Origin of the sequence: Cellulomonas shaoxiangyii, assembly GCF_004798685.1 — a bacterium.
In the GTDB taxonomy this organism is placed as follows: domain Bacteria; phylum Actinomycetota; class Actinomycetes; order Actinomycetales; family Cellulomonadaceae; genus Cellulomonas; species Cellulomonas shaoxiangyii.
The window spans coordinates 1,524,360-1,548,527 of the sequence record NZ_CP039291.1; the positions used below are offsets into that span (position 1 = coordinate 1,524,360).

The 24,168-nt window shown below is 74.5% G+C and carries 27 protein-coding genes, 2 tRNA genes, 1 other RNA gene and 1 riboswitch; of the genes, 16 read left to right on the forward strand and 14 right to left on the reverse strand.

Annotated elements, in window-relative coordinates:
* The first annotated feature begins 112 nt into the window (after window positions 1–112).
* Window positions 113–652 carry a hypothetical protein gene (locus E5225_RS07000; protein ID WP_136225376.1) on the forward strand — a complete coding sequence of 180 codons (540 nt, stop codon included), beginning with the start codon at window positions 113–115 and terminating at the stop codon, window positions 650–652.
* A 394-nt stretch (window positions 653–1,046) separates the two neighbouring features.
* On the opposite strand, the gene E5225_RS07005 is transcribed toward E5225_RS07000, so the two are convergent.
* A tRNA-Ile gene (locus E5225_RS07005) sits at window positions 1,047–1,120 on the reverse strand.
* 59 nt (window positions 1,121–1,179) lie between these two features.
* Here E5225_RS07005 and E5225_RS07010 point away from each other — a divergent pair.
* The 5 genes from E5225_RS07010 (at window position 1,180) to E5225_RS07030 (ending at window position 4,570) form a co-directional block, all read left to right on the forward strand.
* On the forward strand, window positions 1,180–1,962 hold the full coding sequence (locus E5225_RS07010) for a CPBP family glutamic-type intramembrane protease (RefSeq protein WP_135973062.1): 783 nt from the start codon (window positions 1,180–1,182) through the stop codon (window positions 1,960–1,962).
* Window positions 1,963–2,084: 122 nt separating this feature from the next.
* Window positions 2,085–2,864, forward strand: coding sequence for a DUF1206 domain-containing protein (locus E5225_RS07015; RefSeq protein WP_135973063.1), 780 nt, complete (start codon window positions 2,085–2,087; stop codon window positions 2,862–2,864).
* Between the two features lie 81 nt (window positions 2,865–2,945).
* A riboswitch (cyclic di-GMP riboswitch) is annotated at window positions 2,946–3,020 on the forward strand.
* Between the two features lie 18 nt (window positions 3,021–3,038).
* Window positions 3,039–3,263: a BldC family transcriptional regulator gene (locus E5225_RS07020; RefSeq protein ID WP_135973064.1), complete on the forward strand. Its 225-nt coding sequence runs from the start codon at window positions 3,039–3,041 to the stop codon at window positions 3,261–3,263.
* Window positions 3,264–3,455: 192 nt separating this feature from the next.
* Complete coding sequence (def, locus tag E5225_RS07025; RefSeq protein ID WP_135973065.1) at window positions 3,456–3,944, forward strand: peptide deformylase; 489 nt, start codon at window positions 3,456–3,458, stop codon at window positions 3,942–3,944.
* Between the two features lie 125 nt (window positions 3,945–4,069).
* Complete coding sequence (locus E5225_RS07030; RefSeq protein WP_135973066.1) at window positions 4,070–4,570, forward strand: DUF3145 domain-containing protein; 501 nt, start codon at window positions 4,070–4,072, stop codon at window positions 4,568–4,570.
* A gap of 98 nt (window positions 4,571–4,668) precedes the next feature.
* Here the strand turns inward: E5225_RS07030 and fabF are convergent, their stop codons facing one another.
* The 5 genes from fabF to E5225_RS07055 all read right to left on the reverse strand — a co-directional run bounded on the left by fabF (window position 4,669) and on the right by E5225_RS07055 (window position 9,763).
* Complete coding sequence (gene fabF / locus E5225_RS07035) at window positions 4,669–5,913, reverse strand: beta-ketoacyl-ACP synthase II (RefSeq protein ID WP_135973067.1); 1,245 nt, start codon at window positions 5,911–5,913, stop codon at window positions 4,669–4,671.
* Window positions 5,914–5,990: 77 nt separating this feature from the next.
* The gene (locus E5225_RS07040) at window positions 5,991–6,242 is read right to left on the reverse strand and encodes an acyl carrier protein (protein ID WP_135973068.1); all 252 of its coding nucleotides are present in this window, start codon (window positions 6,240–6,242) and stop codon (window positions 5,991–5,993) included.
* A 76-nt stretch (window positions 6,243–6,318) separates the two neighbouring features.
* Window positions 6,319–7,323: a beta-ketoacyl-ACP synthase III gene (locus E5225_RS07045; RefSeq protein WP_135973069.1), complete on the reverse strand. Its 1,005-nt coding sequence runs from the start codon at window positions 7,321–7,323 to the stop codon at window positions 6,319–6,321.
* Complete coding sequence (locus tag E5225_RS07050; protein WP_135973070.1) at window positions 7,320–8,312, reverse strand: ACP S-malonyltransferase; 993 nt, start codon at window positions 8,310–8,312, stop codon at window positions 7,320–7,322. Before E5225_RS07050 ends, E5225_RS07045 begins: the two co-directional genes overlap by 4 nt.
* A 131-nt stretch (window positions 8,313–8,443) precedes the next feature.
* Window positions 8,444–9,763, reverse strand: a complete 1,320-nt coding sequence (locus E5225_RS07055; RefSeq protein ID WP_135973071.1) for a PucR family transcriptional regulator — start codon at window positions 9,761–9,763, stop codon at window positions 8,444–8,446.
* A 116-nt stretch (window positions 9,764–9,879) separates the two neighbouring features.
* Between E5225_RS07055 and E5225_RS07060 the strand changes: the two genes are divergently transcribed.
* On the forward strand, window positions 9,880–10,566 hold the full coding sequence (locus E5225_RS07060) for a hypothetical protein (protein WP_166435933.1): 687 nt from the start codon (window positions 9,880–9,882) through the stop codon (window positions 10,564–10,566).
* A 128-nt stretch (window positions 10,567–10,694) separates the two neighbouring features.
* Here the strand turns inward: E5225_RS07060 and aceE are convergent, their stop codons facing one another.
* Complete coding sequence (gene aceE / locus E5225_RS07065) at window positions 10,695–13,442, reverse strand: pyruvate dehydrogenase (acetyl-transferring), homodimeric type (protein WP_135973072.1); 2,748 nt, start codon at window positions 13,440–13,442, stop codon at window positions 10,695–10,697.
* 340 nt (window positions 13,443–13,782) lie between these two features.
* On the opposite strand from aceE, the gene E5225_RS07070 reads away from it, so the two are divergent.
* Window positions 13,783–14,202, forward strand: coding sequence for a DUF3052 domain-containing protein (locus E5225_RS07070; protein ID WP_135973073.1), 420 nt, complete (start codon window positions 13,783–13,785; stop codon window positions 14,200–14,202).
* Window positions 14,203–14,209: 7 nt separating this feature from the next.
* Window positions 14,210–14,674, forward strand: a complete 465-nt coding sequence (locus E5225_RS07075) for a peroxiredoxin (RefSeq protein ID WP_135973074.1) — start codon at window positions 14,210–14,212, stop codon at window positions 14,672–14,674.
* Window positions 14,675–14,686: 12 nt separating this feature from the next.
* On the opposite strand, the gene E5225_RS07080 is transcribed toward E5225_RS07075, so the two are convergent.
* A tRNA-Val gene (locus E5225_RS07080) sits at window positions 14,687–14,760 on the reverse strand.
* A gap of 41 nt (window positions 14,761–14,801) precedes the next feature.
* Here E5225_RS07080 and E5225_RS07085 point away from each other — a divergent pair.
* The 4 genes from E5225_RS07085 to E5225_RS07100 are packed head-to-tail and all read left to right on the forward strand — an operon-like array spanning window position 14,802 to window position 18,569.
* On the forward strand, window positions 14,802–15,851 hold the full coding sequence (locus tag E5225_RS07085; RefSeq protein WP_135973075.1) for a zinc-dependent alcohol dehydrogenase family protein: 1,050 nt from the start codon (window positions 14,802–14,804) through the stop codon (window positions 15,849–15,851).
* Window positions 15,848–17,044 (forward strand): Nif3-like dinuclear metal center hexameric protein, encoded by a 1,197-nt coding sequence (locus E5225_RS07090; protein WP_135973076.1) that lies wholly within the window; start codon window positions 15,848–15,850, stop codon window positions 17,042–17,044. Before E5225_RS07085 ends, E5225_RS07090 begins: the two co-directional genes overlap by 4 nt.
* On the forward strand, window positions 17,041–17,781 hold the full coding sequence (locus E5225_RS07095) for a zinc ribbon domain-containing protein (protein WP_135973077.1): 741 nt from the start codon (window positions 17,041–17,043) through the stop codon (window positions 17,779–17,781). Before E5225_RS07090 ends, E5225_RS07095 begins: the two co-directional genes overlap by 4 nt.
* Window positions 17,781–18,569, forward strand: a complete 789-nt coding sequence (locus E5225_RS07100) for a histidine phosphatase family protein (protein WP_135973078.1) — start codon at window positions 17,781–17,783, stop codon at window positions 18,567–18,569. The genes E5225_RS07095 and E5225_RS07100 overlap by 1 nt, the downstream gene beginning before the upstream one ends.
* A 13-nt stretch (window positions 18,570–18,582) precedes the next feature.
* Here E5225_RS07100 and E5225_RS07105 read toward each other — a convergent pair whose 3' ends face one another.
* Window positions 18,583–19,005 (reverse strand): VOC family protein, encoded by a 423-nt coding sequence (locus tag E5225_RS07105; RefSeq protein ID WP_135973079.1) that lies wholly within the window; start codon window positions 19,003–19,005, stop codon window positions 18,583–18,585.
* A gap of 1 nt (window position 19,006) precedes the next feature.
* Window positions 19,007–19,786 (reverse strand): YaaA family protein, encoded by a 780-nt coding sequence (locus tag E5225_RS07110; RefSeq protein ID WP_135973080.1) that lies wholly within the window; start codon window positions 19,784–19,786, stop codon window positions 19,007–19,009.
* 63 nt (window positions 19,787–19,849) lie between these two features.
* Between E5225_RS07110 and E5225_RS07115 the strand changes: the two genes are divergently transcribed.
* Together E5225_RS07115 and E5225_RS07120 are read left to right on the forward strand one after the other, a co-directional pair.
* Window positions 19,850–20,233 carry a tautomerase family protein gene (locus tag E5225_RS07115; RefSeq protein ID WP_135973081.1) on the forward strand — a complete coding sequence of 128 codons (384 nt, stop codon included), beginning with the start codon at window positions 19,850–19,852 and terminating at the stop codon, window positions 20,231–20,233.
* Between the two features lie 56 nt (window positions 20,234–20,289).
* Window positions 20,290–20,613 carry a hypothetical protein gene (locus tag E5225_RS07120; RefSeq protein WP_135973082.1) on the forward strand — a complete coding sequence of 108 codons (324 nt, stop codon included), beginning with the start codon at window positions 20,290–20,292 and terminating at the stop codon, window positions 20,611–20,613.
* Here E5225_RS07120 and rnpB read toward each other — a convergent pair.
* An RNA gene (gene rnpB / locus E5225_RS07125) (RNase P RNA component class A) lies at window positions 20,607–21,001 on the reverse strand. The two genes, E5225_RS07120 and rnpB, sit on opposite strands and share 7 nt — an antisense overlap.
* Before the next feature lie 105 nt (window positions 21,002–21,106).
* Between rnpB and E5225_RS07130 the strand changes: the two genes are divergently transcribed.
* Window positions 21,107–21,352 (forward strand): hypothetical protein, encoded by a 246-nt coding sequence (locus tag E5225_RS07130; protein WP_135973083.1) that lies wholly within the window; start codon window positions 21,107–21,109, stop codon window positions 21,350–21,352.
* On the opposite strand, the gene E5225_RS07135 is transcribed toward E5225_RS07130, so the two are convergent.
* The 3 genes from E5225_RS07135 to E5225_RS07145 form a co-directional block, all read right to left on the reverse strand.
* Complete coding sequence (locus tag E5225_RS07135; RefSeq protein ID WP_243738168.1) at window positions 21,275–22,261, reverse strand: DUF817 domain-containing protein; 987 nt, start codon at window positions 22,259–22,261, stop codon at window positions 21,275–21,277. The two genes, E5225_RS07130 and E5225_RS07135, sit on opposite strands and share 78 nt — an antisense overlap.
* An 89-nt stretch (window positions 22,262–22,350) precedes the next feature.
* Window positions 22,351–22,788, reverse strand: coding sequence for a VOC family protein (locus E5225_RS07140; RefSeq protein WP_135973084.1), 438 nt, complete (start codon window positions 22,786–22,788; stop codon window positions 22,351–22,353).
* 209 nt (window positions 22,789–22,997) lie between these two features.
* A complete protein-coding gene (locus E5225_RS07145) occupies window positions 22,998–24,080 on the reverse strand; it encodes a fatty acid desaturase family protein (RefSeq protein WP_135973085.1) in 1,083 nt (360 codons plus the stop codon).
* Window positions 24,081–24,168: the final 88 nt, after the last annotated feature.

Genomic DNA, 24,168 nt, shown 5'->3' on the forward strand with positions numbered 1-24,168 from the left:
TGTCCGCCGTCACGTTAGGCACGAGCGTGGCAAGATCCGGCAAGCACCGTTAGGCAGTGCCTAACATGCGGGGGCTAGACCTCTACCCGGCACCGCCAACACGATGAGGCTCGTGATGAACGCACCCGACCTGGCGGCACTGATCGCCGACGCCAAGGGGGACCGGTCCTACGACCAGCTCTCCCGGGCGGCCGGCGGCAAGCCCACAGCGGAGCGTCTGCAACAGCTCGCCACCGGGGAGATGAAGACCTTCCCCGGCCCGGCGACGATCGAAGCCCTCGCCCGCGGCCTGGGCGTGACCGTGACGGAAGTCGTCACGGCCGCCTGCCGCTCACTCGGGATCGAGGTGCACTACGGCGATACGCCCGGTGCGCTCACGATCCCCGGGGCCGGCAACCTGCCGGCTTCGGCCCGCCGGGCGATCGAGGACGTCGCTGCGCAGATGCTCGCGCTGCACCAGGCCGCCGAGCCCCAAGAGGAGTTGATGGGCAATGCTGAGCATCCCGCCCCCACCACCGAGGTCCCGTTGACGACGGCCGTGAGCACGAGCATCACGCCGCCTCCGGGACGGTCTCGAGCAACCAGTCGTGGCACCGCCGCAAAGCCCGCTCGGGCAGGCCGGCGCGGATCAGCGCGACGCGACGATCACTGACGTAGCACACCTCGACGTCGAGGCCGGGCACCTCTACGACGATGATGCCCAGGATGGCGAGAAGCTGTTCTTCGACCATGGACCCCCCAGTCCCTCGACACCGGGCCTCACCTGTGGAGCCCGGGTGCCAGATACTCACACCCGTCACTGACAGGCGTAAGGCCCGTGGCGACGGCCAATCCGCCCATCCCGGACGCCCGCCCAGGACGAGCCCGGACAGAGGTGGACGAAGGTGGGCGAGCGTTTCACCCGCTCGGCGGATCGGGCGCGGGGGGGTGTGCGCCTCGCGCCGGGGCCTCGCACGGGCATGGCTGCGGATCGGGTTTCAGGCCGTTGGCTACACCCTCGGCTACACCTGTTGGTGTAGCCGGGAGTGTTTCCGCAGGTCACGCGGTGGGCCAGGCGAGGTTCGAACTCGCGACCGACGGATTATGAGTCCGCTGCTCTGACCGGCTGAGCTACTGGCCCCGGTGCGAGCAGCCTACCGACGCCGCGCGCCCCGCAGCCGGGCCCGCGAGACTCCCCGCATGACCACCACCCCGCCCCGCCGTCCGGCGCGACTGCCGTGGGCGGTCCTCGCGGGCGTCGTCGTGGGCTGGCTGGTCGTGTCGTGGCTCGTCGGCGTCTACATGGGCGTGCTGCGGGCCACGCCGGGTCTGCCGGACGTGCGCACGGTGCGGGCCGACCTGGTCGCACCGCACCTGGCCGGACTGATCGCCGTCGTCGTCGCGACCGCGCTGTGGGGCCGCTGGCGCGACGTGTGGCGCGAGCCGCGCGACGTGCACCCGCTGTGGTGGGCCGTGCCCGTCGCCGTGCTGGTCGGGGCGGTCGTCACGACGGACGTCGACGCGCTGCGCACGGCGCCACCGGGGCTCGTGAGCGCGCTCGCGGTCGGGTGCGCGCTGGCCGCCCTCGACACCGAGCTCGTCCTGCGCGGCGTGTGCCTCGTCGCGCTCCGCGACCGGTGGCCCGAGCCGGCCGCGGCGGTCGGCACCGTGCTCCTCTCGGGTGCCGTCGAGGTGCTGACCGGCCCCGGGACGCCCGCGACGCGCGCGGTCGTGGGGGTCGCCACGGGGGTCGTCCTCTACGTGGCGCGGCGGGTCGGCGGTGGCCTGGCGGTCCCCGTGCTGCTGCACGCGGCCGTGGACCTCGCGCTGTGGTCGCACGCGGTGGGCGACGCCGCCGGGGCGCAGCCGGGCACGCGGGTCCAGGTGCTCGGCCTGGCGGTCCTCGCGGTGGCGGCCGTGGCGGGGGCCCGGCTCGGCGGGATGCTCCGTCCGCCTGCGGGACTGCGCCGGCGACGCACCTGACGGCCGTCGCGCCGGTCGGCGGAGCCGGCCCTCCGGTCGCCGCCCCGGGAACCTGCTGGCACGATTCCGGCGGGTGCCGGCGTGCCGCCGGGAGGACGGGGAGCCCGCCACGAGGAGGTGTCATGTCCACGGTCGCCGCGAGCTCGTCGCGAGGGGTCTGGGAGGCCGGCGCCCGCGCCGGGTACGCCGTCAGCGGTGTGCTGCACGTGCTGATCGGTGTGCTCGCCGTCCAGCTGGCCGTCGGGGACGGCAGCGGCAGCGCGGACCAGTCCGGCGCGTTCGCGCAGGTGGCCTCGACGCCGTTCGGGGCCGTCGCGCTGTGGGTGGCCGTCGTCGCGTTCGCCGCGCTCGGTGCCTGGCAGGCGGCGGCCGCGCTGAGCGGGGTCGTCGGCGAGGCGGCGGACCGCGCCAAGGCGGCCGGGAAGGCGGTGGTCTACCTGGCGCTCGCGGTCACCGCGCTCACCTTCGCCCGCGGCGGCGGTTCCGGGGGCGGGCAGACGTCGGACGCGACCGCGACCCTGCTGCAGGCGCCCGCCGGTCGGCTGCTGGTCGGCGCGGTCGGCGTCGGGGTCCTGGCGGTCGGTGCCTACCACGTGCACAAGGGCGTCACGAAGCGGTTCCTCGACGACCTGCAGCGGCTGCCCGCGGGGCGGCCCGGACGCGCCGCCCGCTGGTCGGGGGTCGTGGGGTACGTCGCCAAGGGCGTCGCGCTCGGCGTGCTCGGGGTGCTGTTCGTCCTGGCGGCGGTCCACGCGGACCCGTCGGAGGCGACCGGGCTCGACGGGGCGCTGCGCACCCTGCGCGAGGCGCCCGCGGGGCCGTTCCTGCTGCTGCTCGTCGCTCTGGGGCTCATCGCCTACGGCCTCTACAGCTTCGTGCGGGCGCGCTTCGGCAGGCTCTGACTTTTCACCCGCGCCGGACGTATGTCCGACCCCCGGTGGTTCTTGCACGGATGTCCAGATTGGGGCATGCTCATCCACGTCAGCGAAAAACGGCAAACCCACCGCAAGGCGGGGACGCAAAGCCACGGGGCCCACGAGGCCAGCCGAGCTGCCGAACGACCAAGGAGTCCAGTCATGGCCACTCAGACGCACACCACCAACGCCCCCCTCTCGCAGGGCGCTCTCCTCACGCCGGGTGAGGTCGCGGTCCTCTTCCGCGTCGACCCGAAGACGGTCACGCGTTGGGCGCAGGCCGGCAAGCTGTCGGCCGTCCGCACCCTCGGCGGTCACCGTCGCTTCCACGAGGCGGAGGTCCGCCAGCTCCTGACGGGCGTGCCGCAGCAGCGCACGGGCGAGTGAGCCCGCCGCCTTCGGGCGGCACGCACGACGCCGACGACGCCGGTGGTGACCAGGTCACCACCGGCGTCGTCGTGTCCGGGGCCGTCCGTGCCCGAGCGGCGCGGCTCACCGGCCGCCGCACGTGGCCGGCGGCACGTCGTCGCGGCGGTGCGCGGGGCACCCCCACGCCCGGCGACGTGAAAGGATCGGGGCATGGCCCTGCGTGAGATCCGGACCGTCGGCGACCCCGTGCTGCGCACCCCGTGCGACCCGATCACGACCATCGACGACCGGGTGCGGTCGCTCGTCGAGGACCTGCTCGAGACCGTCGACATGGAGGGCCGGGCCGGCCTCGCCGCGAACCAGATCGGCGTGTCGCTGCGCGCCTTCTCCTGGAACATCGACGACGAGATCGGCTACGTCCTCAACCCGACGATCGTCGAGCTCTCGGAGGACGAGTACCAGGACGGTGACGAGGGCTGCCTCTCCGTGCCGGGCCTCTGGTTCCCGACGCACCGTGCCTGGTACGCACGCGTCGTCGGCACCGACCTCGACGGCAAGGAGGTCGTCGTGCAGGGCACCGAGCTCATGGCGCGCTGCCTGCAGCACGAGGTGGACCACCTCGACGGCATGCTGTACCTGGACCGCCTGGAGCGGTCCGTGCGCAAGAAGGCGATGCGCGCGATCCGCGAACAGCTCTGAAGGGCTGGACCGCAGCCCCGACGTGGGGCATCCTGTGCACAGCACGCCGCGTGCGTCATGAGTCCTGCCGGAGCAGCACCGAGGTCGTTGGGGAAGGCGACCCTCGAGCCCTCCAGGAGGACCACATGGCTGGTGCCGTCACCCGCGGTGTCCTTTTCGTGCACTCCGCACCGCGCGCGCTGTGCCCCCACGTCGAGTGGGGGATCGGCAACGTGCTGGGCGGGCGTGTCACTTTCGACTGGACCCCGCAGCCCGCGGGGCCCGGCTTCTACCGTGCCGAGCACTCGTGGCAGGGCACCCCGGGCACCGGCGCGCGCCTCGCGTCGGCGCTGCGCGGCTGGGCGCACCTCCGGTACGAGGTGACGGAGGAGCCGAGCCACGGCGTCGACGGTTCGCGCTGGAGCCACACGCCCGAGCTCGGGATCTTCCACGCCGCGACCGACGTGCACGGCAACATCGTCCTACCGGAGGACCGGGTGCGTGCCGCGCTCGAGCACGCCGCCGACCCGGCACGCATGCGCGCCGAGCTCGACCTCGCGCTGGGCCAGGCGTGGGACGACGAGCTCGAGCCCTTCCGCTACGCGGGCGCGGGTGCGCCCGTGCGGTGGCTGCACCGAGTCGGCTGACCGCGCGGGCTGAGCCTCCCGCCGCCGGCTCCGTCGCCCGGCACCGCGCAGCCCCGGACCCGCCAGGGACCGGGGCCGCGGCGTGCGCCGGGCGTGCGTCAGTCCGCGGTGACGACGAGGGCCACGTTGTGGCCGCCGAAGCCGAACGAGTTGTTGATCGCGGCCAGCGGACCGTCGGGCAGGGCGCGCGGGGCGTCGCGGACCAGGTCGAGGACGAGCTCGGGGTCGGGGTCGTCGACGTTGATCGTCGGCGGCGCCTGCCGCTCGTGCAGCGCGAGGACGGCGAAGATCGTCTCCAGCGCGCCGGCGCCGCCGAGCAGGTGCCCCGTCATCGACTTGGTGGCCGACAGCGCCACCTGGTCGGCGTCACCGCCCAGGACGCCGCGGATGCTGCGCGCCTCGATGAGGTCGCCCACGACGGTCGAGGTCGCGTGCGCGTTGACGTGGTGCACGTCCGCGGGGGTCACGTCCGCGTCGGCGAGCGCTGCCTCCATCGCACGGATCTGCCCTTCACCCGACGGCTCGGGTGAGGTGATGTGGAAGCCGTCGGCGCTCAGGCCGACGCCGGCGATGCGCGCGTACACGCGGGCGCCCCGGGCGCGGGCGTGCTCCGCGCTCTCCAGCACGACGACGCCGGCGCCCTCGCCGAGGACGAAGCCGTCGCGTGCGGTGTCGTAGGGCCGCGAGGCGGCGGCCGGGTCGTCGTTGCGGGTCGACAGGGTGCGCGAGGCGGCGAACGCCGCGACGGGCATCGGGTGGATCGCCGCCTCGGTCCCGCCGGCGACGACGACGTCCGCCCGCCCGGTGCGGATCATCTCGACCGCGTAGCCGATCGCCTCGGCGCCCGAGGCGCACGCGGACACGAGCGCGTGCGCACCGGCGCGGGCGCCGAGCTCGAGCGACACGTAGGCCACGGGGGAGTTCGGCATGAGCATGGGCACGGTCATCGGCAGGACGCGCCGGCCGCCCTTCTCGCGCAGCGCGTCCCACGCGTCGAGCATGGTCCAGATGCCGCCGATGCCGGACGACACGACGGCACCCAGCCGCTCGCCGTCGACCTCCGGGGAGCCGGCGTCCTTCCACGCCTCGCGCGTCGCGATCACCGCGTACTGCGCCGAGGGGTCCATGCGCTTGAGCTCGGGCCGGGTGAGCACCTGGTCGGGCGCGACGCGCAGCTGGGCGGCGAACGACACCGCGATGTCGTAGCGCTCGGCCCAGTCGTTCTCGAAGGTCCGGGCACCCGACTCGCCGGCCAGCGCGGCCCGCCACGTGGACGGCACGTCGCCGCCGAGCGGTGTGGTGGCGCCCAGGCCGGTGACGACGACCTCGGGGACGGTGCTCATGGTGCTCCTCGCGTGGTGTGCGGGCGGTGGGGCGGCACGCGGTCAGCGCGCCGCCCCGGCCGCGGGTGCGTCGGGCGTCAGGCCGCCTGGGCGCCGTTGATGAAGCTGACCGCGTCGCCGACCGTCGTGAGGTTCTTGACCTCGTCGTCGGGGATGCGCACGTCGAACTTCTCCTCGGCGAGGGTGACGATCGTCATCATCGACAGGGAGTCGATGTCGAGGTCGTCGGTGAAGGACTTGTCGGGCAGGACGGAGTCGGTGGGCAGCCCCGTCTCCTCGCTGACGATCTCGGCCAGTCCGGCCAGGATCTCCTGCTCGCTGTGCGCCATGGATGTCTCCTCGGGTGGGGGTGGTGCTCGGACGAAAACGTGCCGACGGTACCGGGGCGCCGGACCGGCACGCGGATCAGGGCAGGACGACGACCTGCGCGGCGTAGACCAGGCCGGCGCCGAAGCCGATCTGCAGGGCCAGCGCACCGGAGGGCACCTGCCCCTCCCGCAGCAGCCGCTCGGTCGCCAGGGGGATCGAGGCGGCCGACGTGTTGCCGGTCTCCGCGATGTCGCGGCCGACCACGACGGAGTCGGGGAGCTTCAGCTGCTTGATCATCTGGTCGATGATCCGCATGTTCGCCTGGTGCGGCACGAACGCCTCGATGTCCTCGGGGCGCACGCCCGCGGCGTCCATGGCCTTCTGCGCGACCGGCGCCATCTGCCACACGGCCCACTTGAAGACGCTCTGGCCCTCCTGGCGCAGCGTGGGCCAGCCGGCGCCCTCGTCGCGCGTGGCGAGCCACGAGTGCGTCTGCCGGATCGCCTGGGCCTGGCCGCCGTCGGATCCCCACACCGTCGGGCCGATGCCGGGCGTGTCGGACGGGCCCACGACCACGGCACCGGCGCCGTCGCCGAGCAGGAACGAGATCGTGCGGTCGGTGGGGTCGACGAACTCGCTCATCTTCTCCGCGCCGATGACGAGCACGTGCCGCGCCGTCCCGGCCCGGACGAGGGCGTCGGCCTGGCCGATGCCGTAGCAGTACCCCGCGCACGCCGCGGAGATGTCGAACGCGGCCGCCGGCGTGGCGCCGATGCGGTCCGCGACGATCGCGGCGCCCGCCGGCGTCTGGTGGAAGTACGTGACGGTGGAGAGGATGACGACGTCGATGTCGGCGCCGGTCAGGCCGGCGTGGTCGAGGGCCGCGCGCGCGGCGCCCTCGGCGAGGTCGAGCACGTCGGTGTCGGCACCCGCGCGGCGTCGCGTGACGATGCCGGTGCGCTGGCGGATCCACTCGTCGGACGAGTCGATCGGCCCGACGAGGTCGTCGTTCGGCACGACCCGCTCGCCGCGGACGCCTCCGATTCCGAGGATGCGGGTGTGCGCGGGACCGGTGGCCTGCGTGAGGGTCGGACGGGTCACGACGTGCTCTCCTGCGGGGTCGTCGAGCGGGACGGCTGCGCGCCGCCGGCGTGGCGGCGCACGAGGTCGCGTGCCGCATCGAGGTCGGCGGGGGACTTCAGCGCCACGGTCTCGACCCCGGGCAGCGTACGCCGCGCGAGACCGGTGAGGACGCCGCCGGGAGCCACCTCGAGCAGCGCCGTGACCCCGAGGTCCACCAGGGTGGCCTGGCACAGGTCCCAGCGGACGGGACGGGCGACCTGCGCGACGATCCGGTCGAGGGCGTCGCCGCCGGACGCGACGACGGCCCCGTCGGCGTTGCCCAGGAGCGTCACGACGGGCTCGCGCGGTGCGACGTTCGCGGCCGCGGCGGCGAGCTCGTCGACGGCGGGGGCCATGTGGCTCGTGTGGAAGGCGCCGGCTACCTGGAGCGGCACCACCCGCGCACGCGTGGGCGGCTCGGCGGACAGGGCGGCGAGCGCGTCGAGCGTCCCGGCCGCGACGACCTGCGCCCCGCCGTTGACGTTGGCCGGCACGAGGCCGAGCGCCGCCAGGCGCGCGAGCACCTCGTCGGCGTCCCCGCCGAGGACGGCGCTCATCCCGGTCGGCGTGGCGGCGGCGGCCCGGGCCATCGCCGCACCGCGCACCGCGACGAGGCTCAGCGCGTCGTCGTCGGTGAGCACCCCCGCGACGGCGGCGGCGGCGAGCTCGCCGACGGAGTGGCCGGCCGCGACGTCGATGCGTCCCTGCACCGCCTGCGCCAGGTCCGCGGCGACCGGCGCGTCGAGCACGGCGCGCAGGCTGGCGAGCGCGGTCGCGACCAGCAGCGGCTGCGCCACGGCCGTGTCGCGGATCGTGTCGGCGTCGGAGGTGGTCCCGTGCGCGACCAGGTCGGTGCCCGTCACCTCGCTCGCACGGGCGAGGACGTCGGCGACGCCGTCGACCTCGAGCCAGGCGGCGAGCATGCCGGGGGACTGGGCACCCTGGCCGGGGCAGGCGACGACGAGCACGCGTCCACTGTGCCGTCCCGCCGGCGGGGCGCCGGGTCACGGCATGCACCAACCTCGGGAGCCAGCCTTGTCGTACCTGTACAAGCGCGCCGGAGGGGCGCCCGGGGAGGCCGCCGTCCGGCGGCCGCCGGTCAGTCGGGCACGGCGTCCAGGCGCCCGACCGTCAGCGCCGTCTGCAGCACGTACGACTCACGCGCGTCCAGCGGGTCCCAGCCCGTCACGTCCGCCACGCGCCGCAGCCGGTACCGGACCGTGTTGGGGTGCACGTACAGGCTGCGCGCGGCGGCCTCGAGCGAACGTCCGGCCCCGAGGTACGCGGACAGGGTCTCCAGGAGCGAGCCCTGGCTCGCCGCGAGGGGGGTGTACGCGCGTGCCACGAGCGCGCGGCGTGCGACGGCGTCGCCGACGAGGACGCGCTCGGGGAGGAGGTCGTCGGCGAGGACGGGCCGGGGGACCCGGTCCCACCCCGCCGCCGCCTGCAGCCCCGCGAGGGCCGCGCGCGCCGACGTCGTGCTCTCGACCAGCCCCTGCGCGGACGGACCGATGACCACGGGCCCGGGGCCGAAGCGCGGCAGCAGGCTCTCCGCCGCGGCGCGGAGGTCGCCCTCGCCCCCGAGGAACACGACGAGGCGGTCACCGAGGATCCCCACGAGGGCGTCGTCGGCCGCGCGGCGGGTGGCGCGGCGCAGGTCCGCGACGCGCACCTCGTCCAGGTGGGCGGCGGTGGTGCCGACCACGACCATCGTGGCGCCGCGGCCGCTCCACCCGATCGCGGTCACCCGGGAGCGCAGGGCGTCGTCGGCGTCGCCGCGCACCAGCGCGTCGACCACGAGCGCCTCGAGCCGGGCGTCCCAGCCGCCCCGCACCTCGGCCGCACGGGCGTAGACCTCCGCGGCCGAGAAGGCCACCTCCCGGGAGTAGCGCAGCACCGCCTCGCGGAGCTCGCGCTCGGCACCCGGGGCGGCGAGGCGGTCGCTGTGCGTCTCGACGACGTCGACGACCACACGCACCAGCTGGAGCGTGTGCTGCAGCGAGATCGAGCGCGTGAGCTCCGGCGGCGCCGCCGCGAAGATCTCGCCGACGCCGTGCGGAGGGCGCGACGGGTCGGCGAACCACGTGACGAACGCCGTGATGCCGGCCTGCGCCACGAGGTTGACCCACGAGCGGTCCTCCGCGGGCAGTGCGCGGTACCACTCGAGGTCGGCGTCGAGGCGCCGCATGGCGGCGACGGCGAGCTGCCCCGCCCCCTCGCGCACCCGTCGCTGCGTCTCGGTGCCGCCGGGGTCGGCCGAATCGACCCCGCGGCCCGCCCGCGTGGGACGCGACGCCCGCGTCCGCAGGGTGCTCGCGGGGGTGCGCGCGACGACCGGGTGCGCCCCGTCGGCGACGTCGCCCGGCACGCCCTCCGACGGTGCCGGACCCGCGCGGCCGGCGGTGGAGGGCGACGTCATGAGGCCGAGCATAGGCGCGGCCGTTGTGGGGAGTCGACAAAGGTCCCCGCCGTCCCGGAGGGTGCGGGCCCCCGTCCGGACAGGTGCGCACGGGACGGAACGGATAGGGTCTCGGCATGGCCCTCCTGCCTCGTCTGCGCCAGCTCATGCGGCGACCCACGTCGGCCTCCAAGGTCGGCGCGCGCCGTCCGACGACGGCCTCGCGTCGTGGGGACACCCTCCACGAGGACGCGTTGCGCTCCATGCTGAGCGACGACCCCAACAACGAGCGCGCGTTCCAGGCGCTCGCCGAGATCGTCCGCCGGCGCGCAGCCGAGCAGGTCCACGCGGAGGACCCGCTGACGGCTCCGAACGTCGAGCGCGAGCGGCAGCACGCCGCCGACCTCGCGGTGTGGTCGCTCGGCGAGGAGCTCTCCGGCAACCCGCGCGCGTGGTACCCGCTGATCGAGGTGGCACGCCTGTCGGTGCGTGACGACCACGAGGGGACCATCCGCCGGCTGACGACCGCCGCCGAGCGCGACACGTCGGGACGCGCGCTCGTCGAGGCGCTCGCGCTGCTGTGCGACGCCGGGCTGCCCGTCGACGCCCTCAACCTGGGGGTCGGCCACTGGCGTCCGCGTGAGCACGACCCGGAGGTCGCCCGCCAGCTCGTGCGCGCCGCCATCGAGGCGGGGCGGCCGCTCGACGCCAAGCAGCACCTGGCGTCGCTGGACCTGTTCCCCGACCAGAAGGCGATCGCGGGCCTGCGGGCGGAGCTGACGCGGCAGGTGGCCGAGAGCGAGCAGTCGATCCCCGGCACCTGACACACCGGCACCTGATACACGCCGCGGCACGCAGCACCCTCCGCACACCACCCTCCACACGCCACGAGCGGGCGGTCCCGGTCTCCCGGGGCCGCCCGCTCGTCCGCGTCAGCGGGTGCCGCGCTCCGTCAGGAGTCGCCGCCCGTGTTGCCGGACGTGCCGGCGGTGACGTCGTACAGGCGGTACCGCTCGATCGCCTGCGCCGGCAGGGACGCGTCCACCGCACCCTCGAGCACGAGCTGCTGGAGCACGCGCACCGCGGTCGACGGGCCGTCGATCTTGAAGTGCCGGCGGGCCGCTGCCCGGGTGTCCGAGAAGCCGAAGCCGTCCGCGCCGAGCGTGGCGTAGCGGCCGGGCACCCACGCCCGCACCTGGTCGGCGACCAGGTGGTCGAAGTCGGTCGTCGCGACGAACGGACCCTCCGAGCCCTGCAGCTTCGACGTCAGGTACGGCGTGCGGGGCTGCTCGCCGGGGTTCAGGAACGCCTGCTGCTCGGCGGCCAGCGCCTCGCGGCGCAGCTCGTTCCAGCTCGTCACCGACCACACCGCGGCGCGCACGCCCCAGTCCTCGGCGAGGAGGTGCTGCGCCTCGAGCGCCCACGGCACCGCGACGCCCGACGCCAGGATCTGCGCACGGGGGCCGTCGCCCTCGGCGGGCGCCACGAGGTGGATGCCCCTGAGGATGCCCTCGACGTCGACGCCCTCGGGCTCGGCCGGCTGCACCATCGGCTCGTTGTAGACGGTCAGGTAGTAGATGACGTTGGGGTCGCGCCCGTCCGTCCCGTCGCCGTACATGCGCTGGATGCCGTCGCGCACGATGTGCCGGATCTCGTAGCCGTACGCCGGGTCGTAGTGCACGACGTGCGGCATGGTGCCCGCGAGGAGCGGCGAGTGCCCGTCGGCGTGCTGCAGGCCCTCCCCGGTCAGGGTGGTGCGGCCGGCCGTGGCGCCAATGAGGAAGCCGCGCGCCATCTGGTCGCCGGCGGCCCAGAACTGGTCGCCGGTCCGCTGGAACCCGAACATCGAGTAGTAGAAGTAGAACGGGATGAGCGGCTCGCCGTGCGTCGCGTAGGCCGTCCCGACGGCCTGGAACGCCGACGCGGAGCCCGCCTCGTTGATGCCGGTGTGCATGATCTGGCCGGCCTCGCTCTCCTTGTAGGAGAGCATGAGCGCCCGGTCGACGGCCATGTAGTTCTGGCCGTTGGTGTTGAAGATCTTGGCGGTGGGGAAGATCGAGTCGAGGCCGAACGTGCGCGCCTCGTCGGGGATGATCGGCACCAGGCGGTGGCCGAACTCCTTGTCCTTCAGCAGGTCCTTGAACAGGCGCACGAGCGCCATGGTCGTGGCGACCTCCTGCGTGCCCGAGCCCTTCGCCAGGCCCTCGTAGGCCTTCGCCTCGGGCAGGGCCAGCTTGGTGTGGGCCGTGCGGCGCTCCGGAACGAACCCGCCGAGCTGACGGCGCCGGTCCAGCATGTACCGGATGGCCGGGTCGTCGGGGCCCGGGTTGTAGTACGGCGGCAGGTACGGGTCGGCCTCGATCTGCTCGTCGCTGACCGGGATGTGCAGCGAGTCCCGCAGCGTCTTGAGCTCGTCGACCTTGAGCTTCTTCATCTGGTGCGTGGCGTTGCGGCCCGCGAAGCCCGACCCCAGCCCGTAGCCCTTGATGGTGTGCGCCAGGATCACCGTCGGCTGCCCCGTGTGCTCGCGCGCGGCCTTGTAGGCGGCGTAGAGCTTGCGGTAGTCGTGACCGCCACGCTTGAGCGCCCAGATCTCGTCGTCCGTCATCTTCGCGACGAGCGCCTTGGTGCGCGGGTCCCGGCCGAAGAAGTGCTCGCGGATGAACGCGCCGTCCTCGGCGCGGTACGTCTGGAAGTCGCCGTCGGGCGTCGTGTTCATGAGGTGCACGAGCGCGCGGTCCTTGTCGGCGTTGAGCAGGGTGTCCCACTCGCGGCCCCAGATGACCTTGATGACGTTCCAGCCGGCGCCGCGGAACTGCGCCTCGAGCTCCTGGATGATCTTGCCGTTGCCGCGCACCGGGCCGTCGAGACGCTGCAGGTTGCAGTTGACGACGAACGTCAGGTTGTCGAGGTTCTGCTGCGCGGCGTGCTGCAGCATGCCGCGCGACTCCGGCTCGTCCATCTCGCCGTCGCCGAGGTACGCCCAGACGTCCTGCTCGCTGGTGTCCTTGATGCCGCGGGCGTGCAGGTACTTGTTGGTCCACGCCTGGTAGATCGCCGACGCGGGACCCAGGCCCATCGAGACCGTCGGGAACTCCCACAGCTCCGGCGCAAGGCGCGGGTGCGGGTACGACGGGAGGCCCCCGCCCGGGTGCGACAGCTCCTGGCGGAACCCGTCGAGCTGGTGCTCGCTCAGCCGGCCCTCGAGGAACGCGCGGGCGTACACGCCGGGGGAGGCGTGCCCCTGGAAGTACACCTGGTCGCCGCCGCCCGGGTGGTCCTTGCCGCGGAAGAAGTGGTTGAGGCCCACCTCGGTGAGCGTCGCGACGGACGCGTACGACGAGATGTGGCCGCCGACGGCCACGCCCGGGCGCTGCGCGCGCGTCACCATGACGGCGGCGTTCCAGCGGATCCAGGAGCGGTAGCGCCGCTCCATGACCTCGTCACCGGGGAAGTACGGCTCGTTGTGCACCGCGATGGTGTTGACGTACGGGGTGTTGAGCGACGCGGGGATCGCGACGTTCCGCTGCCGCGCGTGGCGCAGCATGCTCATGAGGACGTACCGCGCGCGCGGGCCGCCCTTCTCGTCGATCAGGCCGTCGAGCGACTCGACCCACTCACCGGTCTCCTCCGGGTCGATGTCCGGGACCTGGCTGAGCAGGCCGCCGATCAGCGGGCCCGTCTCGTCGATGGAAGCCACCGGGTGCTCCTTCGCGTCTCGTGCGCCCCCGAGCGGTCCGCCCCGGTGCGCCTCACCATCCCACGGTCGGCGTCTCGCGCGGGTGGCGAGCGGTCGCGGCTGCGGGTATCCGGACCATTCTCGGACGCGCAGGCCAGGAAAGTCACACCGGTGACCGTGACGTGGGTGACACGGGGGGGCAGCACGGTGACACACGCCGCCTGCGAGGACGTCGCCGGGCCGCCCGGGGCCCATGTGGGCTAACGTGTCCCGACATCGGCAGGCGGTCCCGTCAGGAGGGTCCGCCGGTGGGGGCCACGGCCCCCGTCGCAGCCGTCGGGCAGAAGGGAACGGGCCGGACGTGTCTTCCACCGCGGACGACGCCGCGACGCAGGCCGCTCGTCTCGGCTTCGTGGCCGGGCAGGTCGTGCAGGAGCTGGGGTACGACGACGACGTCGACGACGACCTCCGCACGGGTCTCGAGACGCTGACGGGCAACGAGCTCGTCGACGAGGACTACGACGACGTCACCGACGGTGCGGTCATCTGGTTCCGGGACGACGACGGCGACCTCACGGACTTCCTCGTCGACGCCATGACGGTGCTCGACGACAACGGGCCGATCTGGGTGTTCTCGCCCAAGGCCGGCCGGCCGGGGCACGTGAAGCACAGCGACATCGAGGAGGCCGCGACGACGTCGGGGCTGCACGCGATGACCACGTTCTCGATCGGCCCGGACTGGTCCGCCACCCGCCTGTCGACGCGCGGCCGCGGCAAATGACCCCGGCGTGAGCGTCCCCGCACCCGGGGACGTCGCGCCCGACCTGACGCTGCCGGACACGCACGGCAGCCCCGTCACCCTGTCCGAGCTGCGCGGCACGCCCGTCGCGCTGGTCTTCTTCCCCTTCGCCTTCTCCCGGGTCTGCGCGGGGGAGCTGTGCGAGCTGCGGGACAACCTCGGGGAGTTCGAGGCCGCGGGCGTCACGCTGCTCGGCGTCTCGTGCGACCCGATGTTCGCGCTCCGGGCGTGGTCGGAGCAGGAGCAGCACGGGTTCGACCTGCTCTCCGACTTCTGGCCGCACGGGGCGGCCGCGCGCGCGTACGGCGTGTTCGACGAGGAGCACGGCCTGGCGCTGCGGGGCAGCTTCCTGCTCGACGCCGAGGGCGTCGTGCGCTGGTCCGTCGTCCACCCGCGCGGGCGGGCCCGTCCCCTCGCGGCGTACCGCCAGGCGCTGGCGACGCTGCACCGCTGACCCCGGTGAGGGTGGGCCCGGCCGGTCTCGAACCGACGACCTCCGCGGTGTAAGCGCGGCGCTCTGACCAACTGAGCTACAGGCCCCTCAAGCGTCGGACAGCCTACCGGCGACGTAGGCTCGGGCCGTGCGCGCCACCCTCCTGCATGGTCCCCGTGACGTCCGTGTCGAGCAGGTGCCCGACCCGGTCGTCCGCCGTCCGACCGACGCCGTCGTGCGCGTGGTCGCGAGCTGTGTGTGCGGCTCCGACCTGTGGCCGTACCGCGGCGTCCGGCCGGTGCGCGAGCCGCGGCGGATCGGGCACGAGTTCGTCGGCGTCGTCGAGGAGGTCGGGTCCGACGTGGCGCGGGTCGCCGTGGGCGACTTCGTCGTCGCGCCGTTCGCGATCAGCGACGGCACGTGCGTGCACTGCCGCAACGGCGTGCACACGTCGTGCGTGCACGGCGAGAGCTGGGGCAGCGCCGACCGGTACGGCGACATGGTGGACGGGGGGCAGGGCGAGTACGTGCGCGTGCCGCTCGCGGACGGCACGCTCGTCGTCACCCCCGAGCACCCGGACGACGCGCTGCTGCCGCACGTCCTCACGCTCACCGACGTCATGGGCACCGGGCACCACGCGGCCCTGGCCGGGGGCGTGCGCGCCGGCTCCACGGTGGCGGTCGTCGGCGACGGCGCCGTCGGGCTGTGCGCGGTGATCGCGGCACGCCGGCTGGGTGCCGAGCGCGTCGTCGCGATGTCACGGCACGAGGCGCGGTCGGCCCTCGCGGTCCGCTTCGGCGCCACGGACGTCGTCGCGGAGCGCGGCGACGAGGGCGCGGCGGCGGTGATCGACCTGCTCGGCGGCGTCGGTCCGGACGCGGTGCTGGAGTGCGTGGGGACCAAGGAGTCGATGCAGCAGGCGCTCGACACGGTGCGGCCGGGGGGCCGCGTCGGCTACGTCGGGGTGCCCGCGGGCGGTCCCGAGCTGCCGGTGCCGCAGCTGTTCGGCGCGAACATCGGCGTGCTGGGCGGCGTCGCGCCCGTGCGTGCGTACATCGAGGGGCTGCTGCCCGACGTGTGGGCGGGCACCATCGAGCCGGGGCTCGTCTTCGACGGGACGTTCGCGCTCGACGAGATCGGTGCCGCGTACGCCGCGATGGACGAGCGGACGGTGACGAAGTCGCTGGTCCTGCCGTGAGCCCCGCGACGCTCGCCGACGTCGTCGCCGCGCTCGAGCGCCGGTACCCGCCGCGGACGGCGGAGTCCTGGGACGCCGTCGGCCTCACGGCAGGTGACCCGGCCGCGCCCGTGCGGCGGGTGCTGCTCGCGGTGGACCCCGTGGCCGCGGTGGTCGACGAGGCGCTCGCGTGGGACGCCGACCTGCTGCTCACGCACCACCCGCTGTACCTGCGCGGCGTCCACTCGGTGGCGGCCACGACGTACAAGGGCGCGCTCGTGCACCGTCTCGTGCGCGGCGGCTGCGCCCTGTACACCGCGCACACCAACGCCGACGCGGCACGCGGGGGAGTGGCCGAGGCGCTCGCCGACGCGCTCGGCGTGGTCGATACCGTGCCCCTGGTGCCGGTGCCCGCGCCGGCGCTCGACAAGGTCGTCGTCTTCGTCCCGGCCGACCACGCCGACGCGCTCGTCGACGCGCTCGCGTCCGCCGGGGCCGGGGTGCTCGGCGACTACGAGCGCGCGGCGTGGACGACGACGGGTGAGGGGACCTTCACGCCGCTGGAGGGCGCGGCACCGGCGATCGGCGCGGTGGGCCGGCGGGAGCACGTGCGCGAGACGCGCGTCGAGATGGTGGCACCGCGGACCGACCGGTCGCGTGTGCTCGCCGCGCTGCGCGCCGCCCACCCGTACGAGGAGCCGGCGTACGACGTGCTCGAGCTCGCCCCGGAGCCGGGTCCGACCGGGCTGGGCCGCGTCGGGTCGCTGCGCGAGCCGGTGACCCTCGCCGCGTTCGCCGCCGCGGTCGCCGGCGCCGTGCCCGCGACCGCGCAGGGCGTCCGGTACGCCGGCGACCCCGACATGCTGGTGCGGCGCGTGGCGGTGCTCGGCGGGTCCGGCGACTCGCTGTTCGACGCCGTGCGCGCCGCCGACGTCGACGCGTACGTCACCGCGGACCTGCGTCACCACCCCGCCTCCGAGCAGCAGGAGCGCGCGGCGTTCGAGGCGGGCGGCGGCGCGCCGCGGCCCGCGCTCGTCGACCTCGCGCACTCCGCGTCGGAGTGGCCGTGGCTCGTGCGCGCGGCCGCCGGCCTGGTCGCGGACCTGCAGGCGCAGGGCACTACGGTGGAGACCCGCGTGAGCACGCTGCGCACCGACCCGTGGACGGGTCACGTGCCGCAGACGGCCAGCACCCAGCCGGAAGGAACCCCGTGACGAGCGCCCCCGCAGTCGACCAGCGCCGTCTCCTGGACGTCCAGGAGCTCGACACCCGCCTCGACCAGCTCGCGCACAAGCGGCGCACGCTGCCCGCCCTCGCCCGGCTCATCGAGCTCGACGCGCAGCTCGCCGACCTCGACACCGCGCTCGTCACGTCCCGCACCGCCGCGTCCGACCTGCGCACGGAGCTGCGCAAGGCGGAGGCGGACGTCGAGCAGGTCCGCAGCCGGGCCACGCGCAACCAGCAGCGGCTCGACGCGGGGCAGGTCTCCGCCAAGGACGCGCAGGCGCTGTCGAGCGAGCTCGAGAGCCTGGCCCGCCGGCAGGGGGACCTCGAGGAGGTCGAGCTCGAGGTCATGGAGCGCCTGGAGGCCCACGAGGGGGTGCTGACGGAGCTCGAGCAGGCGCACCTCGCGCTGGTCGGGGAGCGGGACAAGGTCGTCGCGGAGCGCGACGCCGCGTACGCGGAGATCGACGCCGAGGCCCAGCGGCTCCGGTCGGTGCGCGCGACGGCGGCCGACGGCATCGACGCCGCCCTCGTCACGCTCTACGAGCGGCTGCGCGGTCAGCACCAGGGCCGCGGCGCGGCGCCGCTGCGCGGCAACCGGTGCGAGGGCTGCCGCCTGGAGCTCAACCCCCTGGATCTCGAGGGAATCCGCGCCAAGCCGGCCGACGCCGTGGTGCGGTGCGAGGAGTGCGGGCGCATCCTGATCCGCGGGACCGAGGGGGCCTGATGACCGCACCGGGCGACGGCGCGCAGGCGCTCGACCACGACACGGCGACCGACCCGGCCGGGACGGGAACCCCGGCGGGCCAGGCCCGGGCGCGACAGCCGCGCCCGTCCGGTGCCGCGGTGCGCTTCGACGCCGACGAGCCCGTGACGGTCGTGCTGGTGCGGCACGGGCAGACGACCATGACGGTCTCGCGGGGGTACTCCGGCTCCTCGGAGCCCGGGCCGCCGCTCGACGAGCACGGGCGCGCGCAGGCGGAGGCGGCAGCGGCGCTCGTGCACCGCGTCGGGCGTGACCTGTGGGGCGACATCGCGTACCCGACGGAGCTCGTCGCGTCGCCGATGGTCCGCACGCAGCAGACCGGCGGGATTATCGCCGAGCGGCTCTCCCTCGCCGTCCGCACCGACGCGGCGTTCCAGGAGGCGAACTTCGGCGACTGGCAGGGTCTGACCGCCGAGGAGATCGAGGAGCGCTGGCCCGGGCAGCTCGAGCCCTGGCACACGTCCGGCCGGCTGCGCCCGCCCGGCGGCGGGGAGTCCATCGAGGACGTCGGCGTGCGCCTGCGCGCCGGGCTCGAATCGCTGCGGACCGGCGGTCCACGCACCGTCGTCGTGGTCTCGCACGCCGTGGCCATCCGCGCGGCGCTAGGCGTCACCATGGGCGCGGACCCGGGCACGTGGAGCCAGCTGCGCGTGGCGCCGGCGTCGGTGAGCATCATCCGCCTGTACGCGGACAAGCGGGACGAGATCGCGGTCGCCGGTGCGCCCAGCGAGGGGTGGGGCGGGGCCTGACCGCCGCCGCGCGTCAGGTCGACGTGGCGTCCGTCTCCTCGTCCGCGACCAGCTCGACCTCGAAGCCGGCCGCGTTCTCCAGGTAGGCGGCGTAGTGCTCCGGTCCGCCGGCGAACGGGTGGGCGTCCGGGAACATCAGCGTCCAGCCGTGCCGTTCCGCGGCGACCACGAGGGTGTCGACGTCGGCGCGCGTCCCGGCGTGGAACGCCAGGTGGTTCACCCCGGGGCGGCGGCGGTCGTGGGCTCCCGCCAGCACGTCCGGGCCGGTCTCCAGGACCACGTACGTGGCGCCGAGCGTCCACGTCGAGCCCGTGCGCCACGTGCTCGTCCGCTCGTACCCGAGTGCGGGGAGCAGCCACGTGAACGACGCCCACGCCTCGTCGTCGTCCGGGAGCCACAGCTCGACGTGGTGCAGGGCGCCCCGCGCCGTGGCCACGTCAGGCCACCACGAGCGACAGCGTGCGGGCCCCGCGGCGCGGGGGAGCGTCGAGCTCGACGGCCAGGAGCGCGTCGCCGACCAGCGCGCTCGCGACGTGGGCGAGCTCCTCGGCGTCACGCGGCGGACGTCCGCGCCGCGTGACGAGGTGCCGCGTCAGGAGGCCCCGCGTGTGCTTCGCGTGGTGCGAGACGACCGAGCGCCGCCCGTCCACCTCGCGCAGCACGCGGACCGTCACCCAGTCGGCGTCCGCCGGTGGGGTCCACGCCGCGAGGTACGCGGCGGAGCGGCAGTCGACGACGAGAGCACCGGCGGCCTCCGCGGTGAGCGCGTCGCCGAGCGGACCGCGCCAGGCCGGCGCGAGCGGCCCCACGCCGGGGAGGTCGGTGCCCATGGACAGCCGGTAGGCGGGGATGCGGTCGTCCGGGGTGACGACGCCCCACAGGCCCGACACGATGCGGACGTGCCGCGCGGCCCGGGCACGGGCCGTCGGCGTCAGGCTGTCCAGGCCCGCCGCCCCGTAGAGCACGCCGGTGTAGACGCGGGACGCGGGCGCCGCCGGGGCGTCGCGGAGGGTCGCGTTGCGCGCGACCTCGTCCGCGAGGCCGCGGGAGACGCCGAGGACCTGGGGCCCGTCGGGGCGGCCCCCCACCTCGACGAGCGCGTCCAGCACCTTCGCCCGCAGCGGCGTGAGGTCGGCGTGCGAAAGGTCCGCGAGGTCGAGCGGCGCGCCGGAGCGAGCGGGCGTCTTGCCCTCCGAGGGCGGCAGCATCACGAGCACCCCGCGACTGTAAGGTGCCGCGACGCGGCGTCCCCGCCGTGCCTGCGGCCGGAAGGGCGTGCGATGGCTCACGTGAAGGTGCACGGGCGGCGCTCGGTCTGGGCCTCGCGCCGCCAGGAGGTCTCGGACGCGATCCACGGGGCCGTGACGTCGGCGTGGGGGCTGCCGCAGGACAAGCGGTTCCACCGCTTCTTCTGGTTCGACGACGACGACCTCGTCGCCCCGCGCGGCGACGCCTACCTCGTCGTCGAGGTCGTCTGCTTCACCGGCCGCAGCCCCGCCGCCGTGCGGGCCCTCGTCGCCGCGTTCTACGACGACGTCGCACCGGCCCTCGGCCTCGCCGCGGACGACCTGGAGGTCATCGTCCTCGAGAGCCCGCCGACGCACTGGGGCATCCGCGGCCGAGCGGGCGACGAGCTGACGCTGGACTACCGCGTCGACGTGTGAGGGTGGGCGTGCGGCGTGTCGTCGCGCGGCCGACTGCTCCCGTGGACACTGCGCGGATGACCGATCGCGCCGACCGCGGGACCACCTGGAACTTCTCGCAGAACAACCCGCTCGGGCCGGGCCAGGACGACGTGCCGGCCCTCCTGCGCCGGGTCGCCAGCTCGATCGAGCGGTTGGGACGGGTCGACGTGCAGGACGTCGTCTTCCACGAGGAACTGTCGGACGACGGCACGCCGTGGCCGTCCCTGAGGGTGTACTACCACCCGGCGGGGTCCGCATCGGTGCGGTCGCCGCTGCGACGTGGTGCGAGCCGCGCGCACGGTGCGCGCCGGCGGCGCGGCGTCCGGCGCGGGCGGGGCGGCGCCCCGAAGGGCGGATGAGTCAGCCGATACGCCGGGTTCTGTCCCCGCGCGCGGTTGCCCCCGCGCGGGTGACGGCCATCCATCTACGACGTACGTTGCCGCACGCCTCCAGCGGCCTACCCGGGAGCTCGGGCGGGCAGCCCTCGGACGCTCCCTGTCTGGCCTTGCTCCGGGTGGGGTTTACCTAGCCGCACCGGTCGCCCGGCACGCTGGTGGTCTCTTGCACCACCGTTTCACCCTTACCCCGCACGTCCGGCGGACCGGTCGCACGTGGCGGTCTGTTCTCTGTGGCACTGTCCCGCGGGTCACCCCGGGTGGGCGTTACCCACCACCCTGCCCTACGGAGCCCGGACGTTCCTCGGCGGCCCCTCCGAGGAGGGACCGACGCGGCCGCCTGGCTGACTCATCCGCGTCGCCAGGATAGCCCGCCGGGCCGTCACCGCCGCACGCACCACCTGCGCCCGAGACCGCGACCCTTGCCTGCGGCGGCGCGGCCCGGGACGCTGACGCCGTGAGAGCCACCGTGCACGACCCGCGCGACGTGACCGACGAGGACGACCACCCGGCCTACCGGGTCGAGTTCTGGATCGGTTCGACGCAGGCCGAGGAGTGGCGGCTGGTCGACGTGGACTCCGTCGAGGAGGTCCTGGCGTGGGTCCGCACGCGGGCGGACGGCCGGTCAGCCGTCGTGGGCGTCGAGCACCGGTGCGGTGAGGGGATCGCGGTCGCCCGTCTCCTCGGCCGCGCGCCTGCCTGACCCGACGGTCGGCACGCGTGCGTCCGGCGGCTGCGGCCGGTACACCCACGCCACCAGCACCACCGAGATGAGCATGAGCAGGAACCACGAGCCCAGCTTGCTCAGCGAGACCAGGTGCCACCCGTCGGCCTGCGACGGGTACAGCCACGCGTCCGCGTACGTGGCGACGTTCTCCGCCACCCAGATCGCCGACGCGACGAGCACGAAGCCCACGACGACCGGCATGCGCCACGTGCGCGCGTGCACGCGGTAGTGCATCACCGTGCGCCCCAAGACGAGCAGCACCGCCGCGACCAGCGCCCACCGGACGTCCGGCAGCCAGTGGTGCGTGAAGAAGTTCGCGTAGACCGCCGTCGCGAGCAGCGCGGTCACCCGCCGGCGGGGCCAGCGGTCGAACCGCAGGTCGAAGATGCGGAACGTGCGCACGAGGTAGGAGCCGACGGCGGCGTACATGAACCCGGAGTACAGCGGCACGTCGCCGATGCGCAGGACGCCGTCGGCGGCGTACGCCCACGACCCGGCGGACGTCTTGAAGACCTCCATCACCGTGCCGACGACGTGGAACAGCCCGACGACGCGCATCTCCCGGGCCGTCTCCAGCCGCGTGAGGAGCATGAGCACCTGCAGCACGACGGCGGCGAGGGTCAGCGCGTCGTCCCGCGCGAGCGCCGCGTCGTCCGGGTACCAGAACCGTGCCGCCAGGAGCAGGGCGAGCATGAGCGCACCGAACAGGCACGCCCACGCCTGCTTGAGCACGAACACCACCAGCTCGAGCGCCGACGTCCGCCAGCCGCGGTCGCCGAGGGCACGCAGCCGCGCGTGCGCCCAGCGGTCGATGCGCTCCTCGACGCCCGTGAACCCGCGCTCCGCCGGGGAGGCGGAGGGGACCGGAGCCGGGCGGCGCAGCACGGTCCCACCTCAGCACCCGGCGGGACGCGGGCGCGCGCGGTCCGCGCGGAAGGTCGGGGGAGAGCCCGTGGACGTCCTGTGGCGGTCGGTCAGAAGCTCGCGCCGGCGGGCGCGTCCGGCTCCTCGGCGCCGCGCTCGGCCGCCTCCGCGGCCGCGAGCTCAGCCGGTGTGCTGCGCAGGATGCAGAACTCGTTGCCCTCCGGGTCGGCGAGCACGTGCCACGGCACGTCCCCCTGGCCGATGTCGACGCGCGTCGCGCCCAGCTCGAGCACCCGCGCGAGCTCGGTCGCCTGGTCGCTGCCGTCGGCCGGGCGGAGGTCGGGGTGGACGCGGTTCTTGACGCGGCGCTCGTCGAGCACCCGCACGAACAGCCACTCGGTCGCTGAGCCGTCGGAGGGCGCGATCGCGACCTCGTCCCCCTGCTCGTCCTCCTCCACCACGGGCCAGCCCAGCACCTGCGACCACCAGCGCGCGAGCGCGGACGGGTCGGCGGCGTCGAACGAGACCTGCGAGACGACCAGGGGCATGGCGCCCACGCTAGGGGAGCGACCCGGTGTGCGCACGGTGTTTGGGCCCCCACCGAGGACGACCGGCCCGGCGTCGAGGTCCCACGGCGGCGCGGCGTCTCAGCCCCGGGCGACCGCGCGGTCGACGAGCACGAGCCCGAGGACGCAGCCCGCGACCACCAGCACCCACCCGAGCCCCGACATGGCCCCTGGATACCAGGGGCCGGCGGTCAGCGGTACTGCGTGCGCACGGGGCAGTCGAACGGGTCGCGGGCGGCGAGGCCGACCCGGTTGAGGTACTGCACGACGATCGCGTACGAGCGCACGAGCGACGTCTCCGTGTACGGGACGCCGTTGCGGGCGCAGTGCGCCCGGACGATCTGCCGGGCGCGGGCGAGGTGCGGGCGCGGCATGTTCGGGAACAGGTGGTGCTCGACCTGCGCGTCGAGGCCGCCCATGAGCATCGTGACGAACGTGCCGCCGTTGATGTTGCGCGAGGTCAGCACCTGCTTGCTGAGGAAGTCCAGCCGGCTGTCCGCGGGGATGATCGCCATGCCCTTGTGGTTCGGCGCGAACGACGCGCCCATGTACACGCCGAACACGGCGAGCTGCACACCGAGGAACGCGGCGGCCATGCCCAGGGGCAGAGCCCACACCACCAGCGCGACGTACAGCGACAGGCGCAGCGCGAGCGTCACGAGCTCGCGGGTGCGCGCGCGGCTGCCCGGCAGGGCCAGCAGGCTGCGGATCGACACCGCGTGCAGGTTGAGGCCCTCGAGCGTCAGGAGGGGGAAGAACAGCCAGCCCTGGTGACGGACGATCCGGCGCACGAGCCCCCGCGTCTCGCGGGCGTCCTCCTCGAGGAAGACGACGGTGTCGGGCGCGATGTCCGGGTCCTTGCCGACGCGGTTGGGGTTCGCGTGGTGACGCGTGTGCTTGGTCATCCACCACTGGTGGCTGATGCCGACGACGCCGTTGGCGAGCACCCGTCCCAGGCGGTCGTTGGCCGGGCCCGTGAGCAGCACCTGGCGGTGCGAGGCCTCGTGCGAGATGAACGCGAACTGCGTCAGCACGATGCCCAGCAGGCCCGCGACCAGCAGCTGCCACCACGAGTGCCCCAGCAGGACGAACGCGGTGACCAGCCCGGCGAGGGCGGTGGTGAGGCCCGCGAGGAGCGAGATGTAGAAGCCGGGCGTGCGGTCGAGCAGGCCGGCCGCCTTCACCTCCGCCGACAGCTCGTGGTACGTGCCGGCGGCCGCCACGCGGGGCGACGTCGGACGGACGGGCGGGACGGCGACGGTTGCAGCAGCCACACGGCCTCCAGGCTCGGTTCGACTTCCCAGCCGTGGGGGTGAGCGGGTGCTCGACTCGCGGATGTGACTGACGCTACGGACAGTTCCT